This window comes from Kluyvera sp. CHPC 1.2972, assembly GCF_036759925.1.
Taxonomy (GTDB): Bacteria; Pseudomonadota; Gammaproteobacteria; order Enterobacterales; family Enterobacteriaceae; genus Kluyvera.
In genome coordinates, this window is sequence record NZ_JAPKIB010000029.1 from 1 (window position 1) to 21,642 (window position 21,642).

Here is a 21,642-nt window from a genome sequence, read left to right on the forward strand (position 1 = left end):
AAAACCAGTATTATCAACGGCTCGGAAGTGTCTAGATTATCCGTGGCGATTCATTTCATTGCAAATCCCGACCTTGTTGACAGGTTAAAGAATGACTGGCCTCTGGCTATTGCCGATCGAAATACCTACTATTCTGGTGGTGATGAGGGGTATATAGATTATCTGCCCCACCGTATAGAGAGTTGATCAATGGGGAGCCGTGCCTTAACCGGCACGGCTTCCTGACATAACCGTCAGATTATGGCTGGCGATTCATTCTTCATTTTTCAGATATGTAACCACAGTGAATGAATCGACAGTCTGATTGTAACAAACAAACTGGTACAGCCCCCCCAACGACTCAGACGAGGAGTTGGGGGGTGATGAATAAAAGAAACTAATTAACCCAGTCTTCCAGTTTCAGCCCCGGTACCCGCTCAAACTCTCTTGTATTATTCGTCACCAGAATAGCCCCCACGGCGATTGCATGTCCTGCGATCGCCGTGTCGTTCGGCCCAATCGGCGTCCCGGCCTGCCGCAGCGCCACTTTGATTTCCGTGGTGGCGCCCACCGCGGCGCGATCCCACGGCAGCACCGCATCAAGGCGGGCACAGAACGCGTCAACCAGCGCAATATGACGCGGTGAGGCCTTCGGACCGGTGGCGCCGAAACGCATCTCCGCATAGGTGATGGCCGACACGACAATGCGGTGGTTACGCAGCACCGCCTGTTCGAGACGTTTAATGACCGCGGTGGGTTGCTCACGCATGATGAACGAGCAGATATTGGTGTCGAGCATATAGGTCTTCGTTCGGGTCTGTTTCACAGGTCAAATCGTCCTTCGTCGCTGACAACGTCCTCACGCTCCGCCATAAACTCCGCATCGGCCTTTTCGAGTTCCGCGAACGTGCTCCAGGTCGGCCGGACCGGACGCAATATAATGCTGTCACCCTCGCGGACGATCTCCAGCTCGCTGACGCCGTCAAAATCCAGATCGCGGGGCAGACGGATAGCCCGGTTATTGCCATTTTTAAAAATAGATACAGTTCGCATGTCTTCCTCCTGGCCGAATGGCCTTTATGCCTGTGTTCAGTATAGGCAGATGTGAGACATATGTATAGGTGCGGGATATGCAGATGTCGAGGATATGCATATGCCACACCTATACAGATGCCAGGCATATGGATATGGTCAGCCTATGCCTGCTTCTCTCTTTTTCCGGTCAGATCCGAAAAAAGGCAGTTCCGGATCTGCTTTCCGGCCTCCGGCGCTCAGCGGCACTGAAACACAACATGTGTCACTAAGTCAGCTGCTATTTCATCAATATATTGTGTTATCCCTCTGCCCAGTGAGCCGACTCGCACCATGATAAAAGGGCGCTTTGCTTATTCCGTGACCGTGGTATACTTCCGGAAAGTTGTGATACTCAAGAAAATCGGATCTGCCGGAAACGGTCATCCGGTAATTTAACGGCGTGACTGTTTCATTGCTTATCATGTGCCACTTCCTTCACTTGTGTACAAAATGAATCATAAAGTATACATTTATTGTTATCTCGATAAGTTTGGTTTCATGTTTACTTCAATGACCATTTACCAGCCCTGAATACGTTTTGCATAAGGAAGGAGTCATGGCGAAGATCCAGGCCAGAAATGTTGACGATGCGCTGTTTGCGCGCATTGAGCAGTCAGCAATGAAGAATGAACGTTCCCTCGAAGGAGAGATTCGGATTGCCCTCCGGGAGTATTATCAGCCTGTCGTCCAGGCTGAGCCCGCAATGTCTGACAGAGAGCGCTGGCAGCGTGAAACAGGACAGCGGCTGAAGTGGCTGCTTGAGCGGCTCATGGCGGACAATTATTTCCGGGAATTTGCCGGAGCCAGACCGCTGGACACGTTTGACCTGGTCCGCTTCGGCAGGCAACTGGATACCTCGCCGGGTGTGCTGATGGATATCATGGAAGGCCACCAGGAGCTGTCCTTTACGCTGGCAGATACGATAGCCCGGAATTTTGATGCCTCGGCGGACTGGCTTCTGGGTGAAAGCGGGCAACCTTTTCCGTTTGTCCGTCTGGGCTCTGCGGGGTACAGGGAGTTTTTATTTCCTGCCGGCAGTACAGGCGATCACACGTTTGACTTTCTCAGAATAGCCGGCGGCAGGCATGACGGCACCCTGATCATCCTGCGTCAGGATATACAGACAAAGCGGGTTACACCCGGCGTTGTCACGGAGAGTTTTTACCTGCGCAGCGGCATGGGAAGCGGCGGATACGGCAACCTCAAAAGGTTCCTCCTCTTTCTCAAAACAGAAGGTGCACGGCTGTCCATCAACACTTATGACTGGACGCCGGAGCACCCGGATTTTGATTTCTGGACGGTCATCGGCCAGCATCATCACGTCTATTTCCAGGACTCGCCCCGCCGTTCATCGGCCCGCTGGCTGCAGCAGGTACTCAACGGTGAAGATCCGGGACAATGGTTTCAGGGGGGCTGGACACCAATCCTGAAGGAAGTGGCAGCGGCCATCGGGCCGGAGACCGCTTCCGGGCATACTGACCCCCAGGATGAATGAGCCGGTACATCCGGCACGGGTTGGGATGTTTCAGACTTACTGGCCAGAATTAAGAAGCCGGGGAACTGCTGGCCGAAGGTGAAATTGAACAAGCTGACAGGAAGCAACATGAATACAACCAGTGACGAAACACAGACAGGCACGGACGTGATGGACGTCGCCTTCCACACCATGCGCCAGTACGGTATGAATATCATCAGCGCCACGCAGCATATGGATGTTAATGCTTACGTGAAATCTGACCCGCGGATGCCGGGAACGCGGCTGCGCCGCTACCTGGGGCAGTATGGCCTGCGCGGTGAGGCGCTGAGCAGGGAGGTCAGACGTATCGTTGCAGGACCTGAGCGACGCGACAGCACGCTGAAGGACGGGATTTACTATACCAGGCCTTATGGCTGGGAGCCCGGTGATTTTACGCCGATGATGCACCGTATTTTTCACGGGAAGCGGACCCGCCATGTGATGATGTTAGATGAAAAGCCAGCGCTGTTTCTCAACTAAAGTACTAACGAACAGGCCCAGTCTGTGTATAAGCATACTCCCCAAATCATGTTCGGGATGATAGAGCCCGGACAACATGGCAAGAATCTGCAGGACATTCCTGAGCAGTGTTTTGATTACGGGTTTGATCGGGAAGATCGCTGGCCGGGGCTGGTTCTGGCCTCTACGGTAACAGTGCCGAACGGTAACACCGATGGCTGGCGACTGGCGACGCAGAGTTGCGGTGGATTCAGCTGTGACGAATTTCAGGCCGCCGTTCTGCCCCTGCCAATTCGCCCGGAGATGCTACTGTTTCTTGAAACCGTAGCGGAGGAGGAATTTTCGCCGGCGCCTCTGGATTACTTCAATATGATGGATGCCGGCGATGCCGCAGCAGTTAAAAAAGGGTACCTGTCATGTCTTCACCGCGCGGGGCTTTCCTGCAGTGAGCATAATCTGTCACTTCTGACACAGGCGCTTTATCCGGTGGATGCCACAGCGGAAAATATGAAGGTCCTGGCCGGGAATTGTACTGAACTGGCCGCAATGAAGGTTCCCGGGGGACTGACGATATTTATCGTGGGTCAGAACTGTGATTAATTTGAACACAAATGAGCAATTCCTGGAGACGGAGGATAACAGTCAATGATGCCGGCATTACCAGGTCCGGGCGTTTCGTTTTCCGCTGCGCAGCTGCCGATGATGACGACCCTGAGCGCCAGTGACGGCTGTCACCTGTATTTTGAGCAAGGCACACTGGTGTGGATCGAGGTTTACTCGCAGGGCGACAAGCGCTGGCCGTTTTATGGCAGACCAGAACTGACGGGAATTACCCATTCATCCACGTAACCGTTACGCAACGGGACAAAGAGACAGGTATGGAAGCGAAAACGAAAACCTTCAGAAAAACGTCTGTTGATGATAACGGCATGTGGCTGCTGACCGTCCCGGCGGGGAGCGCGGGCAACGAAACGGTGGTTGTGGTCGTCAGACGGGTGGAGGAATGTCGTTACGGGTCTGAGGACTCGCCAGGGGCACATGTGTGGATCACCTGTAGCCTGACGCTGTACGGTAACGGACAAAGTACACCGCAGACCATTGTCGCGCATTACGAGCACGGCCGTGTGGAACTGTTCAGTGTTGAATTTATGCTGAATGAATTTTTACCCCGTGGTCGGGGAGTGGGCAGCTGGATCATGCAGCAGATAGTGCTCTGGACTCGCTCCCTGCCGCCGGAAACGAAGGTCAGACCAACCCACATCTCCTCCGTGGATGCGAAAGACATTCGCAATCTGTACCGCCGGAGCAGAATGTGGCGCGGGCTGGGGTTCCGGTTCCCGGCCGGTGAAACCTGCTCCATGCCGCTGCGGGCAGAGGAACTGCAGTTGCCGCGGGGCAGGTATTCAACGCTCCGGGTGGAGCCCCTGGCATCCGGGGTACGCCGGCTGGAACGCTGTTATCGCGGGCTCCAGGAAAAAATCGTGCAGCTCGAAGGCAAAAAACGGTCGCAAAAGCAGTTGATTGCTTCACATAAGCATCGTCCTTTTTTTCATATGTGGCACAGGAAGAGGGGCCAGATCCCGGACGTGAAATGTGATGCCCTGCCGCTGCGGGCAGAAAAACTGTCTCTGCCGCAGAGCGGGGATTCAGACCTGGAGGTGGCGCAACGGGCAACCGGGGTCATCCGGCTGGCTACCCTGTGTGCTCAGTCGCAGAAAAGAATCCTGGAGCTGGAAAGGGATCTTGCCTCACTAAGTGAGGAGCTCGTTGACCTGCAGGCACATCCCTTAATTAACCTGTGGGATAAATACCGCGACCTGATCCTGTTCTGGGGATGGGGGATCGGTTTTCTGTACTTTATCAAGTGGATGTTGTGGCATGAATGTTCCCGTTCCATAGCAACCCACTGAAGAGGAGTGAAACCTGTGTCCGTAAATATCGTGTCTACTGTCATTGACGGGGTAGTTCTGTTTGCGACTTCGTCTGTTTTCTGGCTGGCCGTCGCTGGCTGGTTAGTCCTCCTGACTCCGGTAATATTACGAAGAAAATTCTCGGCAAAGAAAAAAGTTAACAAAAATTATGAATAACCTGGTTCCAGTTGGATCTCCGGCATCTCCCGGAACATTGCTCCCGGTGGCCATCGATTACCCTGCCGCCCTCGCCCTGCGCCAGATGGCGCTCGTGCAGGATGAACTACCGAAATACCTGCTGGCGCCGGAAGTGAGCGCCCTGCTCCACTACGTCCCCGATTTGCACCGCAAGATGCTGCTGGCCACGCTCTGGAACACGGGCGCGCGTATTAACGAAGCGCTGGCACTGACAAGAGCGGATTTTTCGCTGGCACCGCCGTATCCGTTCGTGCAGCTGGCCACGCTCAAGCAGCGCAACGAGAAAGCGGCCAGAACGGCAGGTCGAGCACCGGCCGGTAGTCAGGCTCATCGCCTTGTTCCGCTTTCCGATCACCAGTACGTCAACCAGCTGCAGATGATGGTGGCCACCCTGAAAATCCCTCTCGAACGTCGCAACAAGCGTACCGGCCGAACGGAGAAGGCACGCATCTGGGAAATCACCGATCGTACCGTCCGTACCTGGCTGAATGAAACTGTTGACGCAGCTGCCGCCGACGGGGTGACGTTCTCAGTACCGGTGACCCCTCATACGTTCCGTCACTCCTACGCGATGCACATGCTGTATGCCGGCATACCGCTGAAAGTATTGCAGAGCCTGATGGGACACAAGTCACTGAGCTCGACGGAAGTCTATACGAAGGTATTCGCACTTGATGTTGCTGCGCGTCATCGAGTTCAGTTTCAGATGCCCGAAGCGGATGCGGTAGCTATGCTGAAAGGGAATATTTAAGTACTTAGGAGAATGATGCTGGCGAACGTCCTGCTCGCCGGTGAGGTCTGTCAGAGGTTATCTGAACCAGCTGACGGGAATATCGGCTCTGTATTCCTGATACTGCTCATAAATCGCATGCTGAAGCATCGTAATACGTTCTGACAATCTGTTGGCGTCCGACATATGCCGCCATTCCCCCTCAATAGTGGTTTTCTGTCCATCCGGGAGATTGAGCGTGATCAATACCTTTGTATTACGAATAATCACCCCATCAGTGAAAGAATTAAGACCACTCCTTACGGTATTATCTATCTGTATAGCTTCAAGTTTCATCTTGTTACCTCATGTTGTCCGGATCCCAAGCTTAGATATCTGAACTCAAATTGCTAGTGAAATGTCTGGATGTGCCGCATTTTTCCCCTTACACAGTGAAGCTGGCCAAAGGCCAGCTCGCATGGATTTATCGCTTTTGCCAGTAGATCAGCATGGCAAGGAACAGGATTGTTGCCCCTGAGAAGCGGGAGAGGCGGTCAGGAAAATTTCCAGCAAGGTCATTATCGTAAAACTCCGCATTATTAATTTCAGATGTGTGACTCAGGGGCCTTAGTCCCCCTTTTACAGGAAGTAGTGTTCTGTCACGACGGCAACCAGCGGTAATAAAACGATTCGAATATGCCTGCAGGGACGATAGAAATCTTCGTGCGGCTTGTCTCGCTGTAGCGGGTACTGGAGAGCGACTAGGGGGAGGAGTAGCATCTTCCTGCCACGGATATGATCGAGCCAGCAGTGCTCGCCGCAGCCGAGCGACAGGGCGAAGCCCCGAGTGAGCGAGGAAGCACCAGGGGAGAGTACTTTTCATATTCTGCTGATGCTCAATGCATGAAAAATTTCCTTACGTAAGGGTTATCCACTTATCCACCGAGATATTTTTATAAGATCTTTTTTAATAGTTGTTAGATCTTTATTTTTAGAATGCCCGCAGGCCTTTATCCATGCGGGTTACAGAGGGGGATCTGTGACAAACCGCCCTTTCAGTGTGACAAATCACCCTCAAATAGCCGTCCTTTCTGTGACAAATTGCCCTTAACCCTGTGACAAATTGCCCTCAGAAGACGTTGCATTTCACAAAGTTATCCATGCCTATTGACTCTGTTTTATGAAGTGTGACAATCTGAAAACCTGTCACACTTAACATGGACCTGTCATGGCGGAAATAGCGGTTATAAACCACAAAAAACGTAAAAATAGCCCGCGGATTGTCCAGTCAAATGAGCTGACTGAGGCGGCATATAGTCTCTCCAGGGATCAAAAGCGTATGCTGTATCTGTTCGTTGACCAGATTAGGAAATCCGATGGTTCGCTGCAGGAACACGACGGTATCTGCGAAATTCATGTTGCTAAATATGCTGAAACATTCGGGCTGACCTCCGCTGAAGCCAGCAAGGATATACGACAGGCTTTGAAAGGTTTTGCTGGTAAGGAAGTGGTTTTCTATCGCCCTGAAGAGGATGACGGCGATGAAAAAGGGTATGAATCCTTTCCCTGGTTTATCAAACGTGCCCACAGCCCATCCAGAGGGCTTTACAGCGTACATATCAACCCTTATCTCATTCCCTTTTTCATCGGACTACAGAACCGGTTTACGCAGTTCCGGCTCAGTGAAACAAAAGAGATTACCAATCCGTATGCCATGCGTTTATACGAATCCCTGTGTCAGTACCGTAAACCTGATGGCTCAGGTGTCGTGTCCCTGAAAATCGACTGGATCATGGAGCGCTACCAGCTACCTCAAAGTTACCAGCGTATGCCGGACTTTCGCCGCCGCTTCCTGCAGGCAAGTGTTGATGAGATCAACAGCCGGACACCAATGCGCCTCTCTTACATCGAGAAAAAGAAAGGCCGCCAGACAACTCATATCGTATTCTCTTTCCGTGATATCACCTCCCTGACAACGGAATAGTTTGAGGGTTATCTGTCACAGATTTGAGGGTGGTTCGTCACATTTGATCCGGCAGGTTGAGGGTGATTTGTCACAGTTTCGCTGTTACCTCCCTGGCAGCCTGTGCTTATTCATAGTTTTTTGGCTGTAACCGGTAGTGAATCCAAATTTGAGGGCAATTTGTCACAATACATGAGGGCAGTTTGTCGCAGTTAAATGAGTGCAGTTTGTCACAGTTGATTTCCCCTCTTTCCCTCTTCCCTTTAGTCACTAGACCTGAGGCAGTGGTCGAGCTCGTCATGATTGATGAGGGCAGATTGTCACACTTATTACCCTGAACAGGCTATCTGGGTGTGTGCCTGCGTTTGGGGTGTTTCCCGCAGACCCGGCCTGACTCGTATCCCTCCGTCAGGGCTGCCTGCGAAGTTGACCTGTTTCAAACAGAGGATGGAAACCTATTCATGTATTGGGCGTAAGAGCTATCTGCCTGAACGGCTCCTCTTTGCTTCCTCGCCAGTTCGCTCGCTACGCTCGGTCTCATGGCTGCGGCGAGCACTGTTACAGAAGAGCTATCTTTGAACGGTCGTAACAAAAATCAGCTCCTGAGCGTAAAATTGCAATTCAGTACTGTGTTTGAGTGGAACACCCTTCGTGCTTGTCCAAACCCTCCCCTTGTTGAGAGCGAAATCAAAACAACATGATTTTTTACTTGCAACATGACTATTTTTGTTCAAAATGACAAAAAACGTCATGAGGTGATGAATGGACAATATTGAGCAGTTACGGAAAGTCGCCACACGTGCAGGTAAGCTTCTGACATCGTTGAGCGAAAATATACGCCAGCAAAAAGAGGAATTGAAACTTACCGAGTTCTATCAGGAATACAGCAAAGCCGCCCTGTATAAGCTGCCTAAACTCAGTAAAGGTAGTGTTGAGTATGCTGTGGCCGAAATGGAAGCCGGTGGCTACATTTTTAAAAAGAAACCTTCCGGCAATACGATGAAATACGCGATGACGATTCAGAATGTCATCGATCTGTATTTCCATCGTAAAGTGCCCAAGTACAGGGATCGCTTCGATAAAGCCTTCACGATTTTTGTTTGTAATCTTAAAGGCGGTGGTTCCAAGACAGTCTCTACCGCTTCATTATCACATGCTTTTCGAGCTCATCCTCAGCTTCTGTTCGAAGACCTCCGTATTCTGGCCATCGATTTCGATCCGCAGGCATCTTTGACAATGTTCCTGAGCCATGAGAATTCAGTGGGCTTGGTTGAAAATACGGCTGCTCAGGCCATGCTCCAGAATGTGTCTCGTGAAGAATTACTTTCCGATTTTATAGTGCCGTCGATTATTCCGGGTGTTGATGTCATTCCTGCTTCCATTGACGATGCATTCCTTGCTGAAGGCTGGAAGGGGCTGTGTGAAGAACATCTGCCAGGGCAAAATATTCATGCAGTGCTTAAAGAGAACATTATCGACAAGCTCCAGCATGACTACGACTTTATTTTCCTTGATAGTGGTCCTCACCTTGATGCATTCCTGAAAAATTGTATTGGTGCGGCAGACCTGATGTTGACCCCCCTTCCACCGGCGACGGTTGATTTTCATTCTTCCCTGAAGTTTGTGGCCAGCCTCCCTGCCCTCATTGATTCGATCGAAATGGACGGGCACACCTGCAATCTCATCGGTAACGTCGGCTTCATGTCCAAAATCCTGAACAAGTCTGATCATAAAATTTGCCATAGCCAGGCCAAAGAGGTTTTCGGTGCCGATATGCTCGACATGGTTCTGCCGCGACTGGATGGTTTCGAACGCTGTGGGGAGACTTTTGACACCGTTATTTCAGCAAATCCCGCAACCTATGATGGAAGCACAGAGGCGCTAAAAAGCGCAAAATCAGCGGCGGAAGACTTTGCGAAGGCAGTATTTGATCGCATTGAGTTCATTCGTACTAACGGAGGTATGTGATGTCGAATGAGAGAAGAAAAACCATCGGCAGACAGTTAAATACTCAGGCGTCAATGGTCGAGATGACTGACACCGAGAGAAGCCAGGTATTTACCTTAAAAACCGGCAGGAAGGTAACGTTCAGGTTTGTTCGGATACCTGCATCTGACGTTGAAAGTATGACCTTCGTAAACCAGGAAAATAACGGACGAGATCAACTTGCTCTAACCAGGGAGTCTCTGAAATCCATTATCCAGACGATTAAGTTTCAGCAGTTCTTCCCCTGTATTGGTATTAAGCAAGGTGAAAAGATTGAGATACTGGATGGTTCAAGACGGCGAGCCTCAGCGATTTATATCTGCACAGGCCTTGATGTCATGGTTACCGATGAACATTTATCAGCTGATGAAGCTCGCCAACTGGCTAAAGATATCCAGACAGCTAAAGAACATAACCTTCGCGAAATCGGGCTGAGACTGTTAGCTCTTAAAGAGTCCGGATTCAATCAAAAGGAAATTGCTGAACTGGAGGGGTTATCTCAGGCTAAGGTCACCAGGGCGTTGCAGGCGGCGGCAGTACCGCAAGACTTGATTGCTCTGTTCCCGGTTCAGTCGGAGCTATCGTTTAGTGACTATAAAATTCTTTTAGAAGTTAACGAAAAACTCAGTGAAAAGGGCTTAATGCCTGAAGAACTCATTCAGTCTGTCTTAGATCGACATAATGCAATTTTAAGTGATTGCGAGCGACCAGAAGATGAACAGAAAGCCTGTATACTGAAGCTGATTTCTCAGGCATCTCAGGCATTGATAGCTCCACCTCCCAAGGAAAAGTCAGTGATTTCCCCACTCTGGACCTTTGAAGAAAAGGACAAGTTCGCGCGCAAGCGTGTGAAAGGGCGCACGCTGACTTATGAGTTTAGCCGTATGTCAAAAGTGATTCAGGATGAACTGGACAAGGCTATCAATGAGGTCCTTGACAGAAATTTGAGTCAATAATTTCGCCATGGCGATTTCACATCTAACTTATTGTAATTAGGAAGTTTAGATTGAGAATTTCAAGGTGAAATCGCCAAAGTTTCACGCCAGTTTCGCTTCAGGAATATCTGACCATCGTGTCGTATAAGCAGGAGAAAGCATCTCCCGTTTCATCTGCCATTCCGGGGCAATGCCCCGCCCCGCAAACCATACTTTACCCAGCCCTGAGTGGTTGATCCCGTCCAGAACCTTCATCAGCTCAGCACTGTGAGGGCGTGGCGGGCGTTCGTCGAACAGCTGCAGCTGCGAAACGCCGGAGCCGGTGAAGTCATTCAGCATAACTCCGGCTTTGGCATACCGGTGCCCATCCCTCCAGATACGCTCCAGAGCCGTTGTGGCGGCTGCAATAATGTCCCTGGTGTCCTGAGTAGGGGTAAGCAGTTTCTCCGTGGCCACATTGCCGTAGTAAGGTTCTTTTACGGCGAACGGAGACGTTTTGACGAAAACGGAAATGTGCCGGCAATACTGGCGCTCCTGACGCAGTTTCTCAGCTCCCCGCTCTGCGTACTGACAGACAGCCTGGCGGAGCGAATCATATTCCGTGATCTTCTCGCCAAAGCTCCGGCTACAGACTATCTGCTGTTTTGTGGGGGGCGCTTCCTCAAGTGACATGCAGCTTTCCCCATTCAGTTCGCGCACCGTTCGCTCGAGAACCACGGAGAAATTTTTCCGGATGAAGGCCGGGTTCGTCAGAGCCAGATCAAGTGCGGTCCTGATGCCCAGTACATTGAGCTTGCGTGCAATGCGATTTCCCACGCCCCAGACCTCTTCGACCGGCTGAAGTGACAGCAGTTTGCGGGTTCGCTGAGGATTATCCCGGGTCAGGGCCAGCACGCCCCGGAATTGTTTCCACTCTTTGGAGGCCCACTGGGCTGATTTTGCTAGACTTTTCGTAGGTCCAGCCCCCACGCCGATGGTCAGGCGGGTACAGTCATATACGTGCTGGCGCAGCTGCCGGCCAAAGTCTTCAAGGTTCATGCAGTGCTCCACGCCGGTCAGGTCGAGGAACATCTCGTCAATCGAATATTGTTCCACCCTCGGCGCCAGCTCCTCAAGGCAACTCATCACGCGCGCCGACATCGAGGCGTAAAGCTCATAATTACTTGAAAATACGTATATTTTATCCGGGTAGTGCTCGTTCTTCATCTGGAACCACGGGGTGCCCATTTTTATCCAGGGCTTCGCTTCGGCACTTCTCGCTATCACGCAGCCGTCGTTGTTGCTAAGGCAGACAATGGGTTTCCCTTTTAAATCCGGGCGGAATACACGTTCACAGCTGGCATAGAAGCTGTTCACATCGGCCAGGGCAAACATCAGTACATCTCCCTCGGACGGTGGATGATATGCGTGACGACGCCAAAGATATCCAGTTCGTCCGGGTCGGGATAAATCGGTGACCAGGATGCGTTCATGGGTTGCAGCGTCAGTCGTGGCGTCAGCAGAAGTCGTTTGACCGTAAACTCCCCCTGCACGCTGGCCACAACAATATCCCCGTGCCGGGGCTTCTCCGCACTGTCCACAATCAGAAGATCGCCGTTGTAAAGGCTGCCGTCAGCCATGCTGTCTCCGCTGGCTCTGAGGTAATAAGTCGCGCTCGGATGGCGTATGCAGTACTCATGCAAATCCAGATCTGACTGAACGTAATCGCCGGCTGGGCTGGGAAAACCGCAGCTGGCCAGATCGGCGAACAACGGATGGCTTTGTGGCGGGAGTTCTGTCCCGGGACTGAATAACTGGAGTTTCACGAAAGCACCTCAAAAAAATAATGCTGTATATAAATACAGTAGTATTTTTGCGTGTTAACTTCAACTATCTCTTAATTTTTCGACTTATCTCATATTACTATCCCATTGTTCTCATATTGTTCTCATATTTTGATTGATTGATTACGGCTCAATGTGTATATTTCATATTGTTCTCAGATTTATCTCATCTGTTACCTGTTTTGTATTTGAATTTACCGAGAGGATGTATGAAAATTTTCGTTGATGATGGCTCCACCAATATCAAGATGCTGTGGAAGGACGGTGATGAGGTTCGTCGCTCTATCAGCCCGAACAGTTTTAAGCGGGAGTGGGCGGTCAGTTTTGGGGCGGATAAGGTTTTCAACTACTCGTTAAACGGGGAAAACTACACCTTTGATCCCATCAGCGCTGATGCGATGGTCACGACCAACATTGCATGGCAGTACAGTGATGTGAATGTCGTTGCCGTGCATCATGCGTTGCTGAATTCCGGGCTTGAACCGCAGCCGGTTGATATTGTGGTGACGCTGCCACTGGCAGAGTATTACAACCGTGATAATCAGCCCTGCACTGAAAACATCCGTCGGAAGGAAGAGAACCTTCTGAGGCCGGTCACCCTGAATGACGGTGTCACCTTCACTGTTCGCAGTGTACGCGTCATGCCGGAGTCCATACCTGCGGGTTTTGATGTGGTGAGTAAACTGGACGATCTGGATTCACTGCTTATTGTCGATCTGGGCGGCACAACACTCGACATTTCCCATGTCCGGGCAAAAATGCGCGGTATTTCGCGTATCTACGGCGACTCTGGTCTCGGTGTGTCACTGATGACCCAGGAGGTGAGGGCGGCGATGGCTGTGGCCAGAACTCGGGGCAGCAGTTTCCTGGCTGACGAGCTGATTATTCACCGCCAGGATGAAGAATTTCTTCTTCGACGTATCAATGATGCGACCAGGCTGACCGTTGTGCAGGATGCGATCCGTGAATCACATCATCGCCTCATAAACCGGGTGACAGACGCTGTAAAAAGTTTCGAAAGTTATTCTCATGTTATGGTTATCGGTGGCGGTGCCGAACTCATCGCTGACGCGGTCAGACAGTTTTGTGGGGTTCGGGAGGACAGGTTCTTCCTCAGCAAAGATCCCCAGTTTGATCTGGTAAATGGCATGTCTGCAATTGGTTAATTAAATGGATAAACCGGACACTCGAAGAAAAATCACCTTCTATCTTAACCCTGAAAGCAGTGCTGCGGAGCGTTATGTCTGCGAAGAAACAGACAGAATGCCCCAGGGCGAAAGGGGGAATGTCTGGCGCGCAGCGCTGCTGTCTGGCTTTGCCCTGAGAAAACAGGACGAGAGGCTGCCACATTTGCTGGCAGCCCAGCTGACTGAATCCACCACCTTTGAGGAAATGGTTTTGCTTATGCAGGCTGTTTTCCCCGAGGAAATGAAAGCGTTAGACGGCCGCAGGCAGGCATTCGGAAAAGAGCGGAAAGTAGCCAGCCAGGAACAGGCAGGGACAGCAGATACGGATGATGAAACCCGGCGTAATGCGGAAAAAATGTTTGGTCGCGGGTAACGCTGCGACAGGTGTTATGTCTCACGACCTGAGAGGAATGAGTCATGTTAGAGGTTAAACGCCATGCTGTGCGGCTTATCCAGGGTGGCCTGCTCGCCCGGAACGTCCCTGAATATCAGTGGCCGGACTGGGTGAAGAAAATCGGGCGGGGGATGATACTGGCTGGTGTGGCCGTCATCGTTCCTGGGGTTCTGATTGATAACATCTCCCTTCCGGTGACTATCGTGATGCAGCTCTGCTACGCCTCGCTCATCGGGATCGGAGTTCTTCTGGCTTTTGACGAGAATAAAACAAAGGGGCGGGGATGAGTATGAACACCAGCCTGAAGGAAACTGTATTCAGCCAGAAGAACTGACCGGAGACGAACGCACGCAGGTAGTTGTGTCACGCCAGCCGCTGCAGAGTAAGAGATCCACCCCATTCAGTGCTGTCCTTACGGTCAGTAGCCTGGCCGGAAAGGAGCAGCCGTTTTGGGTTGTGTGAAATGCCGGACGCACTGCGCTGTGCAGATGTAGCTCCTGAGCGGTAAATCCTGCACTGATGTCTTCAGGACAAAAAAAACGGCAGGGAGACATCACATCCCTGCCGTCAAATGTCACTGCGCTTTTTTTTGCGAGTATAAGTGATAATAATGTGATGTAAATCACATTATTGTTTATGTGAAATTTCCTTTCCCTCTGTTTTCTCACATCCCTGATGGCACGCTGTGCCTTCACGTTAACCCGGCCGCTCCGGCCGCCAGGGAAGCTGTCACCTCCGCCCTCACCCGTTCGCGCCCGTCACGGTGCATTCAGCCCGTGACGGGCTTGCGCTGCGGCTTCGGCGTCGCCCTGGCGTCCTCCACTTTTCGCCGGGATTTTGTGTCGGCACGGCGCAGACAGGTGCCGGATGCTGAGGACATAACCATGTTCAGACTGACCTGTATTGAACTGAATAACGGCGAATTTGCTGTGTATATCAACAACCATTATCTGGGGAGTGAGGATGCCAGCAGTGAACGACAGTGCCTGGGTGAAATCCGGGAGCAGCTTTCCCTGCTCCCGGGCGTGGAATTACAGACTCTGTATGAAGCGGTGCCGGAGGAGGATGACTGGTGCTGGAATAACATTGCCGATCGCGTGCTGCCGCCTCTTTCAGCCTGCCGCGATGATATGACCGTGGCGGCGTTCATCGCGAGACTGCAACAATATCCGCCTGATGCGCAGTGTATGGGAACGTTCTGGCTTGAAGATGACTTTCTGTCCCTTGATAACAGACTTACCGGGGAGGAGATTGCTGAAGCCATGCGTATCTGCGACGACAGCCATGATGCCGGCACGGGATTTAACTGGTACACACTGCAGTTTGCCATTGATGAAGTGAAGGGACGCTGACGAAAAAAAAGGACACCACAGGGGAGGGTGTCCTGAAATACAACAACTCGTTTACGTTTTAACCATATTCCATGGTCTCTTCCGTAATCATGCCAGACATTCAGACGCTCTGCACCTGCCATATTTGACGACCCTATCGGGCATGAATAAGGGTGTCGCTTCTCTCCGTGTTTATACCGCCTCGCCGGCGGCGGGGTTCAGCACCGTGCCTTCACGCTAACCCGGCCGCTGCGGTCACAAGGGTTCACGTTGTCGATGTCCTCACCCGTTCGCACCTTTCACGGTGCATTCAGCCCGTGAAAGGCTTGCGCTGCGGCCTGCGGCATCGCCCCTGCGCCCTCCGCTCAGAACCGGGTTTTTGTGGCGGCACGGCGCAACAGGGTGCCGCATATCAGAGAGGAGTGTGTCTATGTCCCGTTTTATTCTGGGTGACTGCGTACAGGTGATGTCCCGTTTTCCAGCGCGTGCCGTCGATTTTATTCTTACCGATCCGCCATACCTTGTGGGCTATAAGGACCGCACCGGCCGCACCCTGGCCGGGGACAATTCAGCAGAATGGCTCCAGCCTGCGTGCCACGAAATGTATCGCGTCCTGAAAAACGACAGTCTGATGGTGAGCTTTTACGCCTGGAACCGTGCAGAGCTGTTCCTGAATGTCTGGAAAACGGCCGGCTTCCGCGTTGTCGGGCATGTCGTCTTTGCCAAAAGCTACGCCTCCAAATCAACCTTCGTGGGCTACACCCATGAAAACGCCTACCTGCTGGCGAAGGGCCGCCCGCAGACGCCGGACCGTCCCATTCCGGACGTGATCCCCTGGAAATACACGGGAAACCACCACCACCCGACTGAGAAGCCGGTGCAGAGCCTGCGTCCGCTGATTGAATCCCTGACACGCCCGGGCGCGATTGTTCTGGACCCGTTCGCCGGCAGCGGCTCCACCTGTGTGGCCGCTGCCGAAGCCAGCCGCCGCTATATCGGGATTGAAATGCTGGAGCAGTATCACGCCGCCGGCGTGCGTCGTCTGGCTCAGGTCGAACGGGCAAGAAGAATGCCGGCAGCGAATGACAGCGGATTGTATCCGGACTGGCCGGAGGCCGCATGAACTATCCGGGGCTTGAAAATCTGCGCGCGGACGTGGCCGCGCTGAGTAATGCCATGTGCGATGTTCGGATGTTGCTGAATCGCCTCGAATCGCAGCACCGCCACGACGCGGCCACGCTGGCTGAACGTATGGCCGCCCAGAGCCTGCGTCGTATTAACACCCTGTTACTGGAAGCGTACCGCGAAGCCCTGGTGCTGGACGAAACCTTTCAGGACTGACTGACCCGGCCGGGCGAAGGCCCGGCCTCTGACACTGATAAAGAGAGAAAAATAATGTACGGAACCCGTGAAGAACTTTGTGTGCAGCTTGAAAACATGTTCACTTTTGACGAACCCCTGACCCTGCTGATCTGGACGGAAGAGGGGATTAGCGTGGCCTGCCGTGAAAACCAGCCCGAACCGGATGTGGCCGAAATTCGTGCCGTAATGAAGGCCATCGGTGAAATGAAAATGGCGGATTACCGCCGTGAAGGTGTCACGAATTCAGACGTCAGCGACCTCCTGGCACGTCAGCGTGAAGCGGCAAACCGGCTGGTCAGTGTGCCGGCATCCCTCCTTTCCCGCATCCTGCGCGGCTATGAACGCGAGCTGGAGCACCGTACCGGACAGGCATGGGAAGCCGGGCGGCCGGAGCCAGAGTCTGTGCAGGCGGCGCGAAAAGATGTGTACGCCCTCAAAGACGCACTGGCGGCCTGATAACGAGCCGGGGGAAATCCCCCCGGCAACCGGTGGCCATCCACAGCAAATAAGATACCCTCTTAATTAGCAACCTTCTATTGGGGCCAAAAGGATTCAATCTAGTTGGGAGTGCATGTGAAGGTCAGCTTTGAGCGAAATATAGTCATTCGCACCCTGAGAATTACACTTTAAGTGATTCAGGGTATGCGCTTACTGGTTACGAATATTGAGCGAGAATCACGTGATGATCGCCGCTTTTCTTTCGAGCCAGTGGGTGCTCCACGTTCGCTAACGAATACTCAGGGCATGCAGATAAACTGCTGGCTATATTTCTTTCGAAGAGCGTGGAATGCATACCAATCCCCGATAAAAAGGAGTTGGTGATGACTGCGACTAATCAATTTGCTGCGCACGTTGGTCTGGACTGGGCAGATAAAAAGCACGATGTCTGTGTTCAGTTTAAAAACGGTGAACGCACATTCCATGTGATTGAACATACGCCGGAAGCACTTGATGTCTGGCTTACCGAGTTACACCAGAAGGTAAAAGGCAGGATCGCTATCGCCGTTGAGCTGAAGAAAGGTCCCGTGGTGTATGCTCTTCAGAAATATCCATTTATCACCGTTTTCCCCGTCCACGCTTTGTCCCTGGCTCGTTACCGGCAGGCCTTCTCGCCCAGCGGCGCTAAAGATGACCCGCAGGATGCCGAGCTGGCATTAGAGTTAATGCTGCGTTATCCCCAAAAGATAAAAGCCATTGAACCCGACAATGCGGATATCCGGTTACTCCAGCAACTGGTTGAGCAGCGCCGTCAGCTGGTTGAAGATAAACGCCGTTTTGTGAACCGGATAATCAACACACTTAAACAGTATTATCCTCAGCCACTGGAGTGGTTCTCACATCGGGGTAGCTTACTATTGTGTGAGCTGATTATCCGGTGGCCCAGTCTGCAACAACTGAAACGAGCGAGGCGCGACACGATCCGCAACTTTCTGAATGCCAAAGGTGGCCGCGCAATGGCTCTTACCGAGCAACGTGTTGCGAGTATTGATAACGCGATCCCATTGACTACAGACCCGAGCGTTATAGAGGCTAATGCTTTGATGGCAACAGCACTGGCGACACAAATTAAAGTCGTGAGTGAAATCATCAAAACCTATGACGAACGAATCGAAGCGTTGTTTGACACATTGCCAGATGCGGAGCTGTTCAAATCACTTCCGGGCATGGGGCCGTGTATGGGCCCACGAATGCTTGCTGCACTTGGTGATAACCGTGACCGGTTTAACAGCGCTGAAGAAATTCAAAACTACGCAGGTATTGCACCGGTGACAGAACGAAGTGGCCAGAAATCCTGGGTTCACTGGCGATGGCAGTGTGCCAAGTTCGTCAGGCAAACCTTTGTTGAATGGGCTGCCAAGACGGTTAATTCATCATACTGGGCCAGACTGTATTATCAGGGCCTCAGAGAGAAGGGCAAATCTCATCAGTCTGCGATCCGGGCACTGGCGTTCAAATGGATAAGGATCATTTACCGCTGCTGGAAGGCCAGAACCCAGTACGATGAAGCAAAATATTTGCTGGCTCTCGAAGCGCGCCACTCGCCCTTACTGAAGCCATAAAAAGCTTGTCGAATGTCTCAGGGCGTGAAGCGGACATTGCAGACTGCCCAGTAGAAAAAGTGCTATCAGAATTATCTAAAGGAAGATCGTATTTACCATGTCTCATTCTAACTGTTTAATAAATTACAAAAATTAAAATTTCCATTTAATATCATCGCGTTAAGCAAGAGAATTAAACCTCTCATTTAATTTATGATTCTTATTTAATTCATGAGTTGGTGTAAAAATAGGTTGCCGCACTATAGAAAGACACATATTTAAACCCAGCAGGAAATCATATTTGAAAGTAATGTGTTTAAGGGGCTGCGTAACAAGAACAGCAAGTAAACACATAGTAATAACAGTTACCATTCCCATTTCGCAAGTGGCCATATCAGAGGTGAACTAATGCCTGCTGCAATTTTAAGAATTAAGGTTATCCTAATAATTCTTTTGTATGATTAAGATCATCGATAAATTTACTAAGGACTCATTAATGAAATTGCGACTCTGGAATCTATTACCCCATGATTACGCTCCTTTTTTTCGTATTCTTCACATCATTGTGGCATTTCTAATATTATCACAAATTATTAACTCTAATCTGACAGAGACCGAAGCAATTGGTGAACATAGTCTTGAAGGAGTTATAACCTGGATGCACATTATTTCAGGGTTAGGACTGATTATTTGTGGTTTTATTATGTTAAGTTGGATGCTTACTCAAAGAGGTTTTACTTATTATTTTTCATGGGTAGGGCTTGACTTTAGTGGTATTAAGCAAGATATAAAAACGTTGACTAGTTTCCGACTGCCCGATGCACATTCGGGAGGTATTGCCAGTACAATCCAAGGATTTGGAGTTCTAGCATTGCTAATTGTAGCACTTTCAGGTGGCCTATGGTTCTTGTTGAATACCATGCAGTCAAATCTGGCTGAAACAGTAATCCACTGGCATAAGTTCTTTACTACTTTCATTGAGGTCTATTTTTATGCACATGGTGCAATGGGAGTTTTGCATATTTTAATTGAAAAATATAAAAGCCGCTCAGTTAACCTAAGTGACTAATCTGTTGTGAGATAATATTACTTCAAGTTGAAGAAAACCCTAAAAATAAAATTTAGTTTACTAGAAGATGAAACAGCACTTGCAGAGACTTTTTAATTAAATTTAATAAAAACGAAAAAATATTCATGGCGAAATGATTGTTTAATTATCTATCATGGATAGAAATGTGAGTTAGTCGTCCTATTTTAGGAAGTTAATAATGACTAAAACAAAAGGGTTACCTCGTCCGCTGACGCACTACGCTTGGCTTTCCATTGCCACGGCTATTGCCACTATCGGACTCAAAGGTGTGGCGTGGAAAATGACCGGTTCGGTCGGTCTGCTATCTGATGCCATCGAATCCGTAGTTAACCTCGCAGGAGCCCTAATGGCGCTCTGGATGCTGACCTTGGCTGCGCTTCCGGCCGATGAGAACCATGCATATGGGCACGGCAAAGCCGAATATTTCTCGAGTGCTTTCGAAGGATTTCTGATCCTATTGGCGGCAGCCAGTATCGCCTATACCGCAGTTGAGCGGATGTTAACTCCACAGCCGCTTGAGGAGATTGGTCTCGGATTACTGGTTTCAACAGTCGCATCAATCCTTAATTTTGTGACGGCTCGCATTTTGTTAAGGGCTGGCAGGCAGCACAACTCTATCACTCTTGAGGCAGATGCTCATCACCTGCTGACCGATGTCTGGACGTCGGTCGGTGTCATTTTTGGTGTCGGACTGGTTTATCTGACCGGCTGGTTTTGGGTCGATCCGATCGTTGCATTGCTGGTCGCAGCCAACATCGTTTGGACTGGTTATCAGCTTATGAGTCGTTCAGCTGCAGGTCTGATGGACGTATCGCTACCCACGGAAGAACTCAAAAAAATCGAGTCACTGCTGGCAGGATATCGTGAACAGGGGCTTGATTTCCATGCACTACGTACACGCCAGGCTGGCGGGCGGGCGTTTATGACAATGCACATCCTAGTTCCTGGGCGATGGACTGTTCAATATGGGCACGACTGGGCCGAGCGTATAGAGAATGATATCCGCACCGCACTGCCTTTTATCCATATCACCACTCATGTGGAACCGTTGGAAGATCCCGCGTCAATGAACGACCAAACGCTCGACATTTCTGATCACTAAACTAACCACATGTCGCTGGTCGGGCAGGGTAACAAACCTCGCTCTACAAAAATTTCAGGTATTCTCTATAATTCTGAGGGTACTTGATGTGACCTGCGCCCAATTGTTGGGCACGCAATATTTTTAAAAAGTCCGCTTCTGGCACAGGGCTGCTGTTGCAGCCCTGATAACCTTAGACTTCAATCGATTCAGAAATCTCTAACGCATCATCGACTTCAATGCCCAGATAACGGACTGTGCTTTCCAGTTTCTTATGACCCAACAGAAGTTGGATCACCCGGAGATTCTTGGTTTTCTTGTAGATCAGGTAAGGTTTTGTTCTTCTCATGGAATGTGTGCTGTAAAGCGTCTCTTCGAGACCAAGCTTTTCTACCCACCCATGAAAGATTCGGTTGTATTGCCGGGTTGAAATATGCTGGTTAGTTCCGATCCGAGACCGAAACAAGAAGTCTTTACTGTGCAAATTGCCAAGCTTTATCAATGCAGCAACAGCTTCTCTTGTCCCTTTGGTTATCTCAAATTGCACAGGGTGAAGTGGTTTACTGAATTTGGCCACCTGAACAGAGGTGATATGCTCACCTCAGA

At 50.8% G+C, this 21,642-nt stretch carries 24 protein-coding genes and 3 pseudogenes; 20 read left to right on the forward strand and 7 right to left on the reverse strand.

Annotation, left to right across the window (positions count from 1 at the left end; translation table 11 throughout):
* A pseudogene (locus V6944_RS22745) lies at nt 1-186 on the forward strand (hypothetical protein); the annotation flags it as partial.
* A 190-nt stretch (nt 187-376) separates the two neighbouring features.
* Here V6944_RS22745 and V6944_RS22750 read toward each other — a convergent pair.
* A complete protein-coding gene (locus V6944_RS22750) occupies nt 377-778 on the reverse strand; it encodes a type II toxin-antitoxin system VapC family toxin (protein ID WP_333500623.1) in 402 nt (133 codons plus the stop codon).
* 23 nt (nt 779-801) lie between these two features.
* Complete coding sequence (vapB, locus tag V6944_RS22755) at nt 802-1,032, reverse strand: type II toxin-antitoxin system VapB family antitoxin (protein WP_333500607.1); 231 nt, start codon at nt 1,030-1,032, stop codon at nt 802-804.
* Between the two features lie 577 nt (nt 1,033-1,609).
* Here vapB and V6944_RS22760 point away from each other — a divergent pair.
* The 6 genes from V6944_RS22760 to V6944_RS22785 all read left to right on the forward strand — a co-directional run bounded on the left by V6944_RS22760 (nt 1,610) and on the right by V6944_RS22785 (nt 5,887).
* Nucleotides 1,610-2,548: a FitA-like ribbon-helix-helix domain-containing protein gene (locus tag V6944_RS22760; protein ID WP_333500608.1), complete on the forward strand. Its 939-nt coding sequence runs from the start codon at nt 1,610-1,612 to the stop codon at nt 2,546-2,548.
* A 108-nt stretch (nt 2,549-2,656) separates the two neighbouring features.
* Nucleotides 2,657-3,049: a hypothetical protein gene (locus V6944_RS22765; protein WP_333500609.1), complete on the forward strand. Its 393-nt coding sequence runs from the start codon at nt 2,657-2,659 to the stop codon at nt 3,047-3,049.
* A gap of 57 nt (nt 3,050-3,106) precedes the next feature.
* Nucleotides 3,107-3,628 carry a hypothetical protein gene (locus V6944_RS22770; protein ID WP_333500624.1) on the forward strand — a complete coding sequence of 174 codons (522 nt, stop codon included), beginning with the start codon at nt 3,107-3,109 and terminating at the stop codon, nt 3,626-3,628.
* Between the two features lie 45 nt (nt 3,629-3,673).
* Nucleotides 3,674-3,877 (forward strand): hypothetical protein, encoded by a 204-nt coding sequence (locus V6944_RS22775; protein WP_011977813.1) that lies wholly within the window; start codon nt 3,674-3,676, stop codon nt 3,875-3,877.
* A 29-nt stretch (nt 3,878-3,906) separates the two neighbouring features.
* Nucleotides 3,907-4,938, forward strand: a complete 1,032-nt coding sequence (locus tag V6944_RS22780) for a hypothetical protein (RefSeq protein ID WP_333500610.1) — start codon at nt 3,907-3,909, stop codon at nt 4,936-4,938.
* A 169-nt stretch (nt 4,939-5,107) separates the two neighbouring features.
* Nucleotides 5,108-5,887: a site-specific integrase gene (locus V6944_RS22785; protein WP_333500611.1), complete on the forward strand. Its 780-nt coding sequence runs from the start codon at nt 5,108-5,110 to the stop codon at nt 5,885-5,887.
* A 57-nt stretch (nt 5,888-5,944) separates the two neighbouring features.
* On the opposite strand, the gene V6944_RS22790 is transcribed toward V6944_RS22785, so the two are convergent.
* Together V6944_RS22790 and V6944_RS22795 are read right to left on the reverse strand one after the other, a co-directional pair.
* Nucleotides 5,945-6,202: a hypothetical protein gene (locus V6944_RS22790; protein ID WP_333500612.1), complete on the reverse strand. Its 258-nt coding sequence runs from the start codon at nt 6,200-6,202 to the stop codon at nt 5,945-5,947.
* A 127-nt stretch (nt 6,203-6,329) separates the two neighbouring features.
* Nucleotides 6,330-6,442: pseudogene (locus tag V6944_RS22795) on the reverse strand (hypothetical protein).
* A 631-nt stretch (nt 6,443-7,073) separates the two neighbouring features.
* Between V6944_RS22795 and repE the strand changes: the two are divergent.
* From repE to V6944_RS22810, 3 genes are all read left to right on the forward strand, one after another.
* Nucleotides 7,074-7,829: a replication initiation protein RepE gene (repE, locus tag V6944_RS22800; RefSeq protein ID WP_012539983.1), complete on the forward strand. Its 756-nt coding sequence runs from the start codon at nt 7,074-7,076 to the stop codon at nt 7,827-7,829.
* Nucleotides 7,830-8,570: 741 nt separating this feature from the next.
* On the forward strand, nt 8,571-9,776 hold the full coding sequence (locus tag V6944_RS22805) for an AAA family ATPase (protein ID WP_015632469.1): 1,206 nt from the start codon (nt 8,571-8,573) through the stop codon (nt 9,774-9,776).
* Nucleotides 9,776-10,750 carry a ParB family protein gene (locus V6944_RS22810; RefSeq protein WP_333500613.1) on the forward strand — a complete coding sequence of 325 codons (975 nt, stop codon included), beginning with the start codon at nt 9,776-9,778 and terminating at the stop codon, nt 10,748-10,750. Before V6944_RS22805 ends, V6944_RS22810 begins: the two co-directional genes overlap by 1 nt.
* An 81-nt stretch (nt 10,751-10,831) precedes the next feature.
* Here V6944_RS22810 and V6944_RS22815 read toward each other — a convergent pair whose 3' ends face one another.
* Together V6944_RS22815 and umuD are read right to left on the reverse strand one after the other, a co-directional pair.
* The gene (locus tag V6944_RS22815; protein ID WP_333500614.1) at nt 10,832-12,103 is read right to left on the reverse strand and encodes a Y-family DNA polymerase; all 1,272 of its coding nucleotides are present in this window, start codon (nt 12,101-12,103) and stop codon (nt 10,832-10,834) included.
* Entirely contained in the window at nt 12,103-12,534 is a 432-nt protein-coding gene (umuD, locus tag V6944_RS22820) for a translesion error-prone DNA polymerase V autoproteolytic subunit (RefSeq protein WP_333500615.1), read from the reverse strand. The genes V6944_RS22815 and umuD overlap by 1 nt, the downstream gene beginning before the upstream one ends.
* A gap of 227 nt (nt 12,535-12,761) precedes the next feature.
* On the opposite strand from umuD, the gene V6944_RS22825 reads away from it, so the two are divergent.
* The 10 genes from V6944_RS22825 to V6944_RS22870 all read left to right on the forward strand — a co-directional run bounded on the left by V6944_RS22825 (nt 12,762) and on the right by V6944_RS22870 (nt 21,057).
* On the forward strand, nt 12,762-13,718 hold the full coding sequence (locus V6944_RS22825; RefSeq protein ID WP_333500616.1) for a plasmid segregation protein ParM: 957 nt from the start codon (nt 12,762-12,764) through the stop codon (nt 13,716-13,718).
* Between the two features lie 4 nt (nt 13,719-13,722).
* Nucleotides 13,723-14,112, forward strand: a complete 390-nt coding sequence (locus tag V6944_RS22830) for a plasmid partitioning/stability family protein (RefSeq protein ID WP_333500617.1) — start codon at nt 13,723-13,725, stop codon at nt 14,110-14,112.
* A 44-nt stretch (nt 14,113-14,156) separates the two neighbouring features.
* A complete protein-coding gene (locus V6944_RS22835; protein ID WP_333500618.1) occupies nt 14,157-14,420 on the forward strand; it encodes a hypothetical protein in 264 nt (87 codons plus the stop codon).
* 597 nt (nt 14,421-15,017) lie between these two features.
* A complete protein-coding gene (locus tag V6944_RS22840; protein ID WP_333500619.1) occupies nt 15,018-15,485 on the forward strand; it encodes a hypothetical protein in 468 nt (155 codons plus the stop codon).
* A 409-nt stretch (nt 15,486-15,894) separates the two neighbouring features.
* Nucleotides 15,895-16,587, forward strand: coding sequence for a DNA methylase (locus V6944_RS22845; protein ID WP_333500620.1), 693 nt, complete (start codon nt 15,895-15,897; stop codon nt 16,585-16,587).
* On the forward strand, nt 16,584-16,805 hold the full coding sequence (locus V6944_RS22850; protein ID WP_333500621.1) for a hypothetical protein: 222 nt from the start codon (nt 16,584-16,586) through the stop codon (nt 16,803-16,805). Before V6944_RS22845 ends, V6944_RS22850 begins: the two co-directional genes overlap by 4 nt.
* A gap of 54 nt (nt 16,806-16,859) precedes the next feature.
* Nucleotides 16,860-17,282 (forward strand): DUF1380 family protein, encoded by a 423-nt coding sequence (locus tag V6944_RS22855; RefSeq protein ID WP_333500622.1) that lies wholly within the window; start codon nt 16,860-16,862, stop codon nt 17,280-17,282.
* Nucleotides 17,283-17,647: 365 nt separating this feature from the next.
* Nucleotides 17,648-18,886: an IS110 family transposase gene (locus V6944_RS22860; RefSeq protein WP_003030308.1), complete on the forward strand. Its 1,239-nt coding sequence runs from the start codon at nt 17,648-17,650 to the stop codon at nt 18,884-18,886.
* Between the two features lie 475 nt (nt 18,887-19,361).
* Nucleotides 19,362-19,934, forward strand: coding sequence for a cytochrome b/b6 domain-containing protein (locus tag V6944_RS22865; RefSeq protein WP_001515348.1), 573 nt, complete (start codon nt 19,362-19,364; stop codon nt 19,932-19,934).
* A 199-nt stretch (nt 19,935-20,133) separates the two neighbouring features.
* Nucleotides 20,134-21,057 (forward strand): cation diffusion facilitator family transporter, encoded by a 924-nt coding sequence (locus V6944_RS22870; protein ID WP_000167917.1) that lies wholly within the window; start codon nt 20,134-20,136, stop codon nt 21,055-21,057.
* Nucleotides 21,058-21,229: 172 nt separating this feature from the next.
* Here the strand turns inward: V6944_RS22870 and V6944_RS22875 are convergent.
* Nucleotides 21,230-21,586: pseudogene (locus V6944_RS22875) on the reverse strand (tyrosine-type recombinase/integrase); the annotation flags it as partial.
* Nucleotides 21,587-21,642 lie beyond the last annotated feature (56 nt).